Here is a 13,048-nt window from a genome sequence, read left to right as displayed (position 1 = left end):
CGTAATCAAAAGCGGACTTTTTGAACAACCTCTACAAGTGTTTTAGTTCAATGTATAGAGTCATCTAAATATAACTGACAAGGCAGGCCGTTCTTGCATATCTGGCAGGAGCGGCTTTGTCCATGAGCGAAAGGGGAGTACTCACCGTGAGCAAGCTTTGGGGAGGACGTTTTACCAAACAAACGAATCATCTAGTTGAGGAATATACCGCATCGATTAATTTTGACAAAGCATTGGCTGAGGAAGACATTCAAGGTAGCTTGGCCCATGTAACGATGCTAGGTAAATGCGGCATTCTGCCTGCGGAAGACGTGGAAACGATCAAAGAAGGCTTGATTACCGTATTGCACAAAATTCGTGCTGGCGAAGTGGAGTTCTCCGTATCTGATGAAGACATCCACATGAACATTGAGAAAAATCTAATTGAAACCATTGGCCCTGTAGGTGGCAAATTACATACAGGCCGTAGCCGGAATGACCAAGTGGCAACCGATATGCACCTGTATCTGCGTGAGCGAGTGGTTGGTTTTGTGGGGATGCTGCATGCCTTGCAGGAAGCACTGATTGGACAAGCCAAAGATAATCTCAATACTATCGTACCAGGTTATACGCATCTTCAACGGGCACAGCCTATTCTGTTTGCTCACCACCTGATGGCTTATGTATCGATGTTCCAACGGGATGCTGAACGTCTGATGGACAGTTACAAACGCATTAACGTTCTGCCTCTTGGCGCAGGTGCGCTTGCAGGAACAACGTTCCCGATTGACCGTCATTTTGTAGCAGAACAATTGGGCTTTGATGGTGTGTATGAAAATAGTTTGGATGCCGTGAGTGACCGTGACTTTATTGTTGAGTTCCTGGCAGCAGCATCCCTCATTATGACTCACTTGTCCCGTCTGAGTGAAGAATTGGTGCTGTGGAGCAGCACGGAGTTTGGATTCGTTGAGTTGGATGATGCATTCTGCACAGGTAGCAGCATCATGCCACAGAAGAAAAACCCGGACGTTCCTGAACTTGTTCGCGGGAAAACAGGACGTGTGTACGGCAACCTGATCGGATTGCTGACTGTGCTCAAATCTCTTCCGCTTGCTTACAACAAGGACATGCAGGAAGACAAAGAAGGTATGTTCGATACAGTGGCTACACTGGAAGGTGCATTGCAATTGTTCGCACCGATGATCGCTACAATGAAAGTAAACAAGGATCGCATGCGTCAGGCTGTGAACCAGGACTTCTCCAACGCTACAGATATTGCGGATTTCCTCGTAGGCGAAGGCTTGCCGTTCCGTCAAGCGCATGAAGTGATTGGTAAGACGGTATTGTACTGCATCCAAAACGGCAAGTATTTGCTGGATCTGACGATTGATGAATTCCGTCAATTCTCTGAGCTGTTTGATGAGCGTATCTACGATGTGCTGCAACCAGAAGCGGTAGTTAACGCACGTAACGTATACGGCGGTACAGCATCAGGTCAAGTGGCTGAAGCCATTGAACGTAGTGAGAAGGTACTGGAGATCACGGAGCAGTGGATTACGAACCGCGGTTAATACCGAGAATCTCATTAAATTAACGACCCAATATACGAAAAAGAAGCCAGTGAGAGAAGAATATCTCTCACTGGCTTTTTGTGTTTGCTGACTGTGACGCTGACTCCAGCTCTTTACGGCTTCTGCCAGCTGCCTTCATTCACTTCGGTGAGAACCTCACCGCTGCGAACAACGACATGTCCGCGCACGATAGTGCCTATCACGCTGCTTGGGAATGAATGGCCAATGTAGAGGCTTTGCTTGTGCTTGGCATAATAGTTGTCTTCCGTCACCGTAAACGTTTTGTTTAGATCAACGATGGCGAGATCAGCATCCATCCCGGTGACGATGCTGCCTTTACGTTCCGCAAGACCGAAGCGCTCTGCTGGATTGGACGCTGTCCAAGCGGCAACTTGCTCCAGTGGAATGTTATGTGCTAGTGCAAGTTCCAATGCTGACAGTAGAGTGAATTGTCCGCCGCTAATGCCGCCCCATGCTTGGAATAGATTGAAATCTTTTGGATCCTTCATATCGTACGGACAGGGCGAATGATCCGACGATAACATATCGAATTTTCCTTCTGCCAGCAGGGAGATGAGTCGTTGTTGTTCGTCTGCTTCCCGCAGCGGAGGAGCACACTTGGCGATGCTTCCTTTTTCCCGTAGGCTATCGTGGTTGAAGAGTAGATAGTGTGGGCAAGTCTCGACCGTTACGTTCATGCCGCGAGCTTTGGCAGCTTCAATACTCGCTACTGCTGCAGCAGAGCTGATATGCACGAAATGCAGTGCGCAGCCTGTTATTTCCGAATAGTACAGAGCACGTTCTACAGCTTCGACTTCGGCGATAATCGGACGGGTCTCCAGGTAATCGTCGGCGCTGAAGAGTCCTGCTGCTTCTTTTTCATCTTTTAGCCAGTTGGTGATCGCTGCACTCTCTGAATGTAGAGCCAGCACCTTACCTAAAGCTGCAATCTTCTTCATGCCCGTAAGCAGCGTCATATCATCCACGGCTTCGAATTCTTTGTTGCCAGTTGTGGACAGGAATGCTTTGAACCCGATTACTCCCGACTCCGCCAGCGGCTTCAGGTCATCCTCATTCCCTGGCACCAGACCACCCCAGAGCCCGAAATCAACAAGCGATTTTTCGTTCCCGATCCGAGCTTTCTCCAGCAGCGCCTCTTCATTCACCGTTGAGGGAATACCGTTCAGTGGCATGTCGAAGAAGGTGGTGCAACCGCCTGCGGCCATCATAGCCGATCCGGTTGTAAAACCTTCCCAGTGCTCTCGTCCTGGTTCGCTGAAATGGACGTGTACGTCGATCATACCTGGAAACACATGAGAGCCGTCTGCATCGTAAGTATGCTCAGCCTCACCCTCCAGTTTGGCGGCAATTGCCGCGATTTTTCCATCTTTGATACCGACATCAACTTTCTTGACGCCGTCCGGCAGCACTACGCTGCCGTTGCGTACAATCAGATCGTAACGTTCCATATACAACTCTCCTCTTCAGTGGTCTTGAATTATTCAAACGTAATAGTCCAGTTTAACCTGTATTTATTCGTAAATGGTGCCTTTTTTGAATGATGATCCTTTGAATGCGAATTTGCTGAGTAGCAGATATGCAATGCCTGCGACGACAAATCCGATAATCCAGCCGACGTCAACCAGCAGGAATGCAGCTCCGGCTCCGATTAGCATGGCTAGTAGGGCGCTCGGATTGTAGCCTTTGAATGAACCGTTGTCCAGATAAAGCTCTGTCGTATCAACTTTTTGCCTACGTAGAATGTAGTATTCGACTAGCATGATGGCTACGATCGGACCAAGGAAAGCGGAGTAAATCAGGATGAATGTGTTTAAACCTTGAGCGGAAGAATCCTGCACGAGTACCCATGGGAAGGAACAAAGCGCAAGTAATCCAGTAATAATGACAGATGTTTTGTATTTTAGCTTGGTGACAAGCGAGATGACATAAGCTGGTGGCACGATATTGGCGACCATGTTGACAGCAACTGCCCCAATGACGATAAATGCAGATACAGCGACAGTGATATATGGATTATCAACGATAACAGCGAACGCTTTAACAGGATTCGAAATTCCTGTTGCTGCGGCCATCATTGCGCCAATCGTGAGGACGAAGCCATATGCGATAACGATAGGGAGGAAGTAGAGCATACTGCGCTTTTTGTCACTGATACCGCTCTTAAGCTCACGGGAATAGTCACCAGCACTTAGGAAGATTGCCGCATAGTTGCCCAGGAATACCATGATGAAAGCGAAGAATGGAAGTCCCCATGTGCCTTGCGCATTTACCCAATTTTCGGTGATCGCCGTGCTATGAGAATTGAGCAATATACTGAACACGTAGACGAGTGCTAGCATAATAACAACGGAGGCAAGGGTCTCCACCCACTTGATCGCATGAAAGCCATAAAGTGAAAGGACAATCTGAACTGCCTGCAATACGATGAAACAAACGACAACACTGTCAAAGCTACCGCCACTGAGCACTTTGACAATTTCGTTCAGTGCAGTTCCCCCGACCCAGCTCTGGAATCCATACCAGACGATGGCGGGCACACCGCGTAAGAAGGAGGAAATGATGGAACCCTTGATGCCGAATGACATCCGCAATTGAACAACATAAGGGATTCCTGTTCGGTAACCGAATCGGTCGTTAATGGCAAAGATCACTGAAATGATACCAATTGCAACCATAGCTGCCACGAACGTCTGAAATACATTGAGTGTAGCGACACCAGCAACAATGAGACTTGCTCCAAGTGTCATGTTGCCAAGGTTCACGCCATCCCCGATCCACATAAACATGTAAGCGATCGATCCAATTGTTCTTTCGCTCTCCTGCTTCGGTTTCAGGGAGTCGTCCACACTGATATTTTCTTGCAAGTGTGTCTCTTCCAGCACTCGACCTGCCAAATTCGTAGACATATTCCGCCCCACTCCTCTTTGTATTGGGTGAGCAAAGTTGATCGTTCTCATGTAAGTACACGAACCGTTCCGATCAGTCCTTGCCCACACCACAGATGAATAAAATAATGTAAGATAACGTAACCTTTATGTGTTATGTAATCTTACTTTAGATTTGTTATCCTTATTTTATCACCTTGTCCTCACAATTCATTGACAAAAACGTAGATTATGATCGGGTTTTCTGTTCAAATTAAACAAAAAAATATTACGTTTAATGTCATGTTATGTTGAGGGGCAGGATACGAATGTTCATGCAGACGATTTTCAATAATCAGAGATTCAGTTTTCTACCGAATTGCTCAATGTTTTTAACCCAGCAATCCGGCATTCCACTTCATCACCAGCTTCAATGACGACTGAACCAGGTGTGCCTGTCAAAATGATATCTCCCGGATGTAATGTCATTACATGTGAAAGGAAAGAGATTAAGTATGTGGGTGAGAAGATCATTCGGCTAACGGTATTGTGGTGCATGACTTCGCCATTCAGTACAGTTTCAACTATAAGATTAGGCAGATCAACGTATTCGTCAGGAGTAGATAAGGAGGAGCCAAGGCTCAGGAACGTATCGAAGCTTTTGGCTCTTTGCATAAATCTAGGATTACGCGCGTGAATCTCCTTAGCCGTCATATCGAGAGAAGTGGTATAACCGGCTACGTAATTCATAGCATCGTGCTCGGTAACATTTCTGCATGTCTGCCCAATGACGATGGCTAGCTCTGCCTCTGCCGTGATCTGTCCAGCTCCATCCGGTAGACGAATCGCTTCGCCGGGGCCAATCAGCGACGTGTCGGGTTTCAGAAAGATGACAGGCTCATCCTCGGCAGGGCGTCCTGACAGCTCGATGGCTTTTGCCAGGTAGTTCATGCCAACCCCAATCATTTTGCCAGGTCGGCGGTATAGCGCGCGGTAAGATACAGCGTCCACTGGCAGTGCAGGAAGAGCGGAGAGGGTCTCCTGTCCGCCACTAACGTACCAGTCTTGCAAAGTCTTCAGTTGTTTGTTTTGCAATAGTGTGAAAAGGCTTGTATACCAATCTGAGTTTTGATCCTCATTCAGCCAAGTCAGTGGAATCACGCCACGATCTGTCAGGAACGCTAATTGCTCCTGTCCTTGATGTTCAATCGTTACTAGTTTCATCCGCGCACCTCTTCTGTGAAATGTTCTGCCATCCAACGTAGTAGCTTAAGATCGGTATTAGCGCCACCAATAAAGGATAGCCCGATGGGCAGTCCATCCTCACGAATGACTGGCACGGTAACCTGAGGTAAACCTGAAAGCCCTGCGATGCAAGAGAGTTGCATGGTCTTTGCTCGATAGGCCTCGGCTTGCGCGCCTTGTAGCCCGAGTAGTGGGGCGGGGCCTGGAGCAGTTGGAATTGCCAGGAGTCCGTCATCGCCGAGCAGTTCAATAAGGCTGCCGCGAATTCGAGTACGTAGGTCACTCTCGGTGGTATGTGCAGATGCCTCCAGTGTACAAGCCCACTCAAATCGTTCTGCGATACCAGGGCCGAATGCTGGACGTTCCTTTATCAACCAATCGCCATGTTCATGGGCAATTTCTAACCCTTGAAGAACACGGAACGCTGCCGACCAGTCCGCCAAGCTCTCCGTAGGTGCTGTTAATTGGATTGAAGTGCTAGCCTGCTTCCAGTTGGGCAGTTCGTGCAGCTTCGAGAGTAGGGTTGAACGATCGTTTTCCTCTGGCAGACCCCAAGCTTCATCTGCAATGAGGAAACGCGAGAATGTTGGTTCAACATCGGATGCGTCATATGCACCGCTTTCTGCAATCGCTTCTACGCTGAATTCATTATCTTGATGAGTTGCCGATCTATTTTGTAGTAGTACCTTGCCCACATCTAACAGAATCTTCGGAGATTGGCTCATCCAGCCAACCGTATCGAAGCTACGTGCGAGTGGAATGACCCCTTCCGCAGATACGGCTCCATGTGTTGGCCGGAAGCCATACAGACCACAGTACGATGATGGAATACGAACCGAACCACCTGTGTCTGTGCCTATGGCGAAATGAACCAGACCTGCCGCAGCTGCAACGGCTGAACCGCTTGATGATCCGCCTGGTATTCGATCTGGTGCGAGGGGTTGATTGGTGTGCCATAGTGAGCATTTTCCCCATTCAGGCTGTACATCAATTCGTCCGTCTGTGTTGTGCCTATAAGTCTTGCGCCGCTGGCTAGTAAGGGTAACAGCGCGGGAGCGGTGGAATCCGGAGCTTCATGCGTTCGAAGCCAATCTGGATTGCCTGCTCCACTGGTTACACCTTGAATATCAAAGACGTCTTTCACTGCGAATGTTAGCCCGTCGAGCTCGCCCGTCCCAGTAGAAGCTAACTGAACCGTGGCATCCACAAATGCTCCCCATTGATCCTGACGTTCCAAAGTGATCTCGTTCTCTGTGTCTGTGCCCAGTTTGAAAGCCTTCGATTGATTCGCATATATCCTTCTCATGACTGTTCTCCTTTCGGATTCAAATTGGAATTGAGTGTGCGTCCTGAGTGCTCAGATGTTGGAGTTATAAGTCTCCGAACTTTGTTAGAAGCCAGCGTCTGATCTTGTTGGGATGAACCGGAGCGAAGTCGATCCAACACTAGTGCCAGTAAAATGCCGACGAGCAGACCATTTCCGAGTAGCGGACGTAGCAGTGGGGCAAGGAGGCGAAATATTCCGATGGCAATCCCATCACGATGACTCCAACGAACAGAGGTGCTGCTGTCCGGTACAAGTTTGCTGCATCCATTTGAATCTGGCCGAAATATTGTAGTGATGAACCGAGTAGTCGTAGATATGTTACTAATAATACAGCGCTCCCGATGCTGAGCGGTAGTTGTGTCAGCAAACCGCTGATTGCCGGGATCAGACCGATTCCCGCGAAGAGTAGACCACCAATGACAAATGGGAGTCGGTCTCGAATACGGGTCTGTTGAAGAAAACCTACAGATGAAACGTAAGGAGCGTAGGGTACCAGCCCGAGTAGCCCTGACAGAACCGCAAACACACCGCTGATCGTAAAGGAACGTCTATACTGCTTGTCAGAGGCTTCTTGTTCGTAAATGTGATCTGTCCCCTTCAGAGCGCCGAATGTGTTCGAGGCATTAACCAGACCGGCGATGATCGCAATCATGACAACGCCTATGTTTAGGCCGTGCCATGGATCACCGAGAGGGAACCAACCTATGTCAAGTGTTCCTGTGCTGGATGTCTCGCTATCTCTGCCGAAAATGAGTGTGTATAGCACCCATCCACCCAGAATCCCAATCAGTAACGCATACTGTCCAATCGCAGGTCTTGCTTTTACGGATAAGACTGCGACGAAAACAGCCACGGCTGCTGATAACAGAAACACGGTGGGTTGAATCGTTGTTGCTTCCGTAGAAGATCCCGAGGAGATCCCGAGCATTCCTTCCAGAAAAATCATGTTCAGCCGGCAACCGAGGAGAAACATAAATACAGCCATCACGCCTGGCGTAAACAACTTCGACAACGGGGCCGCAAGTCCGCAAACGCCGATTAGAATAGTGATGACACCTGAGATCACGATACCCACGGCCAGACTACCGCCCAGCTCCGTCAGGGAGATGCCCAGTGAAGGCGCAGCCGCGCTGAGGCTCAGAATGACACCCCACCACAATCCTGACTGTCCTTCCATGACCGATCTTTGATGCCCAAACGCTGCTTGTACCACGCAGGCGAGCCCTGTAAGAACAAATGAGCATTGAATTAAGAATTGGATTTTGTCTTGCGGTAATGCAAATGCCGCCCCTACCGTGATTGGAATGACGACTGTATTTGTAAATAAGAAAAAGAGCCACTGCAACCCAGCAAGTCCTGAGCGCAGCCGGATGATATTGTTCATGTGTCACCTTCCGCTTGGAGTTTCGCCGAAACGGTCTTCGAGCAGTAACAATGATGTGCCCGGCGTTCCTATAGCGAAGTCTTGTTTATGCAAAAGGATTCCGGACATGCCGGAATCCCATTTCTCTGTAACATTCAAGTGTGTGCAGCTGAGACTCTGTGTCGTATCCTCTAAGCTGTAACGCGATTATGTTCTAGCTAAGAAGTTATAACGGAGGGTGTGGCACCTGGATGTATTTTACTCATACACGTTAAGTGCTTCCTGTACTCCACGTCCGATGACAATTGGAGCGTTGTGTCGGATTAACACAGCTTCCAGTGCGGATAGTACGAATAGCACGTTTTCCTTACGGCAGCTATAACCCATCGTACCGATTCGCCAGATTTGCCCATGTAACGGGCCGAATGAGCTAGCAATCTCAATGCCGAACTGGTGAAGTAACATGCTTCGTACAGACTCACCATCAACCCCTTGTGGAATCTTCACGCAAGTCACCACAGGCAGCTTCCAATCGACGTCGTTAAATAATTCTAGCCCCATGCCGCGAATGCCTGCCATTAATGCTTTTTCATGCTGCTTATGACGTTCGAAGCGCTCTTCGAGTCCTTCATCGAGCAGGATGCGTAGTCCCTCGCGTAACGCGTATAGCATGGACGTTGCTTCGGTATGATGGTTTAGACGACGTGGCCCCCAGTAGTCCTGCAACTGACTCAGATCAAAGTAGTTGCTGCGAATCGGGTGTGCTACATCTCGACGGTCGCTGTCTAGTGCGACGCCTCGCTCTACCTTTTTCCGACTTGCCAGAATCTGTTCTACCCGCTCGTTGTACGTAACTGGAGCCATACCGGAAGGTACGGAGATGCACTTTTGTGTGCCCCCGATAACCGCATCAAGCTGCCACTCATCTACTTTGACTGGCGCACCACCAATGGAGGCAACGGCATCGACGACTGTTAGCACACCAAGCTCACGGCAAGCTGGGCCGATTAAATCCAGTGGCTGCATGCAGCCTGTTGAAGTTTCACCATGTACAATGGCTACAATCTTCGGTTGTACCCGTTTAACCTCATCAATCACAGCCTGTTGGTCGAACACTTCTCCCCAAGGGCATTCCATCAGATGCAGCTCAGCACCGTGGCGCTCAGCGATTTCTGTCAGCAGGTGGCCGAAACGGCCGAAGATCGGTACGAGCACTTTGTCGCCAGGTTCAATTAGGCTGCACAATACGGCTTCCAGTCCTGAACGGGAAGTGCCGTCAACCGGGAAAGCCCATTGATTCTTTGTTTGAAACGTTTGTCTTAACATATCCATCGTCTCGTTCATCATTTGCGTGAATGCCGGATCGAATTGACCTAGAATCGGTGTTGCCATTGCTCGTAGGACTCTCGGATCTACTTCGACCGGTCCTGGTGTCATGATTGTTCTCAAAGGTGCATGGATTTCCCGGTACTTCGTCATCTCATAACCGCCTCCTGAATGTATATTAATAAGCCAATTGATGAAGTAGGTCGATCAGCAGGCGTACACCGCGCTGCAAATCTTCTGTATCGGTAAACTCCGCGGGGGAGTGGCTAATGCCGCCTCGACTTGGTACAAATAACAACGCTGTTGGGCAATACGTTCCGAATACTTGTGAATCATGTCCCGCGCCACTGGTCATCTTTTGGTACGAAATACCCTCACGCTGTAAAATGCTCTCAGTCGCTGCATTCAGTGCTGAATCCATCGCAACCGGAGGTTCATCCATCCACTTGCGATAAGCAATGCGTGTTCCGTGTTGGGCTGCGACAGCCTCGAATTCGTCGAAGCATTCATTGCAGAATGTTCGAATGGTCTCTGTGTCACTGTGGCGTACATCTAGGCTAAAGGTGACCTCGCGTGCAATGACGTTACCAACATTGGGTTTGGCATCCAAACGTCCAACCGTAGCTACCAACCCGTCTTCACTTGCATTGGCTCGATGCATCAGTATCCGAATCAACTCAGCAGCGGTAAACATGGCATCCTGCCGCCACTTCATCGGGGTTGTGCCCGCATGATTGCTCTCGCCATGGACTGTAATATCGTAGCGGCGTTGCCCAACGATATGGCTGACAACACCGATTGATTTCTTCTCGCGTTCCAATACCTGGCCTTGCTCGATATGCAATTCGATAAAACATTCGAGGTCACTGCGCTGGGGCTGTGGATGCTGCCCTAATCCGAACCCGGCATTGTACATCGCCTGTTCAAACAGCATACCACTCGCATCTTTTAAATGTTGAATAGCCTCGCGATTTTTCGTGCCAGTAATATTACCTGAACCCCAATAGGTCATCGGGAAGCGGCTTCCCTCTTCTTCACAGAGTGAGACAATCTCAATGGGTTTGAGCGGCTGACCGTATTGCTCTAATAAATGTTCCACGGCAATTAGCGCAGCAACGATTCCGTAGGCTCCGTCGTATTTTCCGCCCCCTATAACTGTATCAACATGAGATCCAGTCAGTACAACCCGAGCCTGAGGGTCGCGTCCAGCTGCATGCCCGAACAAGTTACCAACGTCGTCGTAGTACACCCGTAGCCCGAGGTCGTTCATTTTGGCTTCAATGGCTCGTTGTGCCGCGATCCAAGCTGGGTCATAGAGTAGCCGGCTTACGCCATTCCGTTCGTCTTTGCCGTGCGAAGCCAGCCATTCAATCATGTTTTCGACCTGCTCGGATAAGGCAGACGGCTTCGGTTGTTTGATTATCAATGCAATCTCCCCATTCCGGCAGCATAAGCTTTCCAACCGGTGTTATATTAATTGACTTGGCATTGTGATTAATTAATCGTAGAATAAAACAAAAGGGAAATCATTCACGAAAATGTAGAAGAATAACAGGATTCATTGGACATGTTAACCAAAGGGGCGCAAGAACGATGAAAATGAATGAGCTACTGAAGCTGCCGGTGTTTGACGGAACAATCATTGTCGCAGGAGCAACGGGTTTGAACAGGGAAGTTCATACAGTCAACATGATGGATGCCCCGGATATCATTCCATACCTGAGAAAGAATGAATTACTCATTACGACGGCTTTTCACTTTAAGGACGATCTGCCAGCTCTGCTTGAACTAATCTCGGAGATGAGTCGCCAAGACTGTACTGGGCTCGGTATCAAAAGCAAACGTTACCTCGGGAATATCCCTGAATCTGCAATTCAGCTAGCTAACGAGTTGGATCTGCCTCTGATGGAGTTGCCTGTCGATCCTTCACTTGGCGATATTGTTAACAAATCGCTAAGTCATATCCTCGATGTACAAACTACTGAACTGCATAATGCCATACAGACCCATCGACAGTTCACTCAGCAGATCATGAGCGGTCAGGGCATCCCGAAGCTGCTGGATCAGTTATCATCTTTGCTTCGCTTGCCGGTACTTCTTCTCGGCCCTTACCTTCAGCCCATCTATGGTCGATTCTCCGCGACCACCGCAGCGCATATTGAATCATTGTTGTCTGGCGGAGGGCATTTTCATGTGGCACCATCTGTTTTCTCGGCGTTCTCTCTATTAAGTGAGAAACGTGAAACGCTGACATTGTTTCCAGTGTATACCCACAGACAATTACATTTCCTGTGTATAGAAGGCTTGGTTACGCCGTCTGAACGTTCGAATATTTTGACTATAGAACAGGCAACTAACGTGATTGCGTTTGAATTAATGAAGGATAATGCGCTCAAGCAGAATCGCCGCCGCATCCAGAACGAATTTTTTGCTAATTTTATCGGTGGCGCATTCTCCAGTAGTGAGGAGATCGCGAGTCGGGGACGTGAATTTGGACTGTCCAGCGAGCAGCGATATCTTTGTGCAGTTGGCAAATTCGATGGTACGGATAGAACCATCTCATTCATGCAATATAAGGCTGAGCAGGATCGGATTGCCGAACATCTTGAAGGAGAACTGACTCATTTTCGATATCCATTACATTTGTTCACTCATGACCGCGCCTACGTGTTGTTAATGCCGCTGGTTGAGGAGTGGAAAACGGTTAGACCATTCTTTGTCGCACTACTAGAGCGTCTTCAGGGCAAGATTGCTGTCCATTACGAATCAGAGCTATCGTTTGGTTTCAGTAGCTATGCTCAGCCGCTCGCCCAGATCCCCGTTTCTTACAAAGAGGCCAATGAAGCTCTGTACTTCGGTGGCATAGCGGGCAAAACGCGCTTTATCGAGATGTATCAGCCGAAGGAAGTTCCTGAAATTTTACGTATGATCCCACATGAGCACCTCCACAAATTCTATGCGGATACGATGCAAGGATTCGAGGACGAGACCATTAAGGATCATCATATGCTGCTCCATACGTTATCTGTTTATCTGGAAACGCATTGTCATCTGGCTGAAACAGCGAAACGACTCTACATCCATCGCAACACAGTAATATATCGGTTAGAGAAATGCGAGGAGATTATCGGTCGCAGTCTGAAAGATCCAGAAGAAACGTTGCGTCTACGTATGGCGTTCCGAATCAAAGCGCTATTGCCAAAGGAAGGGTTGGCAGAGGGATGAAGAGGGACAAGGTGACAGTGATTTTTTCGTGTGTAATCAGATCAAGCGATTGAATGAATACTTCGTATTACGAGGGGAGAACATAGTGGCTTTAAAGGATGATCCTGTAAGAGCTATGTTTTCCCGT

Annotated in this window: 9 protein-coding genes and 1 pseudogene; 2 read left to right on the top strand and 8 right to left on the bottom strand. The window is 48.7% G+C overall.

Annotated features, from left to right (window positions below; translation table 11 throughout):
• Nucleotides 1-146: 146 nt before the first annotated feature.
• On the top strand, nt 147-1,550 hold the full coding sequence (gene argH / locus DMB88_RS26835) for an argininosuccinate lyase (RefSeq protein WP_128103730.1): 1,404 nt from the start codon (nt 147-149) through the stop codon (nt 1,548-1,550).
• 113 nt (nt 1,551-1,663) lie between these two features.
• Here the strand turns inward: argH and DMB88_RS26830 are convergent, their stop codons facing one another.
• The 8 genes and pseudogenes from DMB88_RS26830 to allC form a co-directional block, all read right to left on the bottom strand.
• Nucleotides 1,664-3,019, bottom strand: a complete 1,356-nt coding sequence (locus tag DMB88_RS26830) for an allantoinase (protein WP_128103729.1) — start codon at nt 3,017-3,019, stop codon at nt 1,664-1,666.
• 63 nt (nt 3,020-3,082) lie between these two features.
• Nucleotides 3,083-4,477, bottom strand: a complete 1,395-nt coding sequence (locus tag DMB88_RS26825) for an NCS1 family transporter (RefSeq protein ID WP_128103728.1) — start codon at nt 4,475-4,477, stop codon at nt 3,083-3,085.
• A 321-nt stretch (nt 4,478-4,798) separates the two neighbouring features.
• Entirely contained in the window at nt 4,799-5,659 is an 861-nt protein-coding gene (locus DMB88_RS26820; RefSeq protein WP_128103727.1) for a fumarylacetoacetate hydrolase family protein, read from the bottom strand.
• Nucleotides 5,656-6,405, bottom strand: coding sequence for an amidase family protein (locus DMB88_RS32240; RefSeq protein ID WP_368028381.1), 750 nt, complete (start codon nt 6,403-6,405; stop codon nt 5,656-5,658). Before DMB88_RS32240 ends, DMB88_RS26820 begins: the two co-directional genes overlap by 4 nt.
• 6 nt (nt 6,406-6,411) lie before the next feature.
• Nucleotides 6,412-6,986 (bottom strand): annotated as a pseudogene (locus DMB88_RS32235) (amidase family protein); the annotation flags it as partial.
• Between the two features lie 139 nt (nt 6,987-7,125).
• Entirely contained in the window at nt 7,126-8,391 is a 1,266-nt protein-coding gene (locus DMB88_RS26810; protein WP_254438359.1) for a uracil/xanthine transporter, read from the bottom strand.
• Nucleotides 8,392-8,628: 237 nt separating this feature from the next.
• Nucleotides 8,629-9,849, bottom strand: a complete 1,221-nt coding sequence (locus DMB88_RS26805; protein ID WP_128103726.1) for a pyridoxal-phosphate-dependent aminotransferase family protein — start codon at nt 9,847-9,849, stop codon at nt 8,629-8,631.
• Nucleotides 9,850-9,874: 25 nt separating this feature from the next.
• Nucleotides 9,875-11,119, bottom strand: coding sequence for an allantoate deiminase (gene allC, locus DMB88_RS26800; protein ID WP_128104624.1), 1,245 nt, complete (start codon nt 11,117-11,119; stop codon nt 9,875-9,877).
• Between the two features lie 170 nt (nt 11,120-11,289).
• Between allC and DMB88_RS26795 the strand changes: the two genes are divergently transcribed.
• Nucleotides 11,290-12,921: a PucR family transcriptional regulator gene (locus DMB88_RS26795; protein WP_128103725.1), complete on the top strand. Its 1,632-nt coding sequence runs from the start codon at nt 11,290-11,292 to the stop codon at nt 12,919-12,921.
• The last annotated feature ends 127 nt before the right edge of the window (nt 12,922-13,048 follow it).

Source organism: Paenibacillus sp. DCT19 (genome assembly GCF_003268635.1).
GTDB lineage: Bacteria > Bacillota > Bacilli > Paenibacillales > Paenibacillaceae > Paenibacillus.
This window is presented reverse-complemented; position numbering and strand designations above follow the sequence as displayed.

What these genes read in the sequence shown, in the direction of transcription:
- DMB88_RS26795 (WP_128103725.1), top strand. Translation starts at nt 11,290, where the DNA reads ATGAAAATGAATGAGCTACTGAAGCTGCCGGTGTTTGACGGAACAATC.
- DMB88_RS26810 (WP_254438359.1), bottom strand. Translation starts at nt 8,391, where the DNA reads ATGAACAATATCATCCGGCTGCGCTCAGGACTTGCTGGGTTGCAGTGG.
- DMB88_RS26830 (WP_128103729.1), bottom strand. Translation starts at nt 3,019, where the DNA reads ATGGAACGTTACGATCTGATTGTACGCAACGGCAGCGTAGTGCTGCCG.
- DMB88_RS26820 (WP_128103727.1), bottom strand. Translation starts at nt 5,659, where the DNA reads ATGAAACTAGTAACGATTGAACATCAAGGACAGGAGCAATTAGCGTTC.
- DMB88_RS32240 (WP_368028381.1), bottom strand. Translation starts at nt 6,405, where the DNA reads ATGAGCCAATCTCCGAAGATTCTGTTAGATGTGGGCAAGGTACTACTA.
- DMB88_RS26825 (WP_128103728.1), bottom strand. Translation starts at nt 4,477, where the DNA reads ATGTCTACGAATTTGGCAGGTCGAGTGCTGGAAGAGACACACTTGCAA.
- DMB88_RS26805 (WP_128103726.1), bottom strand. Translation starts at nt 9,849, where the DNA reads ATGACGAAGTACCGGGAAATCCATGCACCTTTGAGAACAATCATGACA.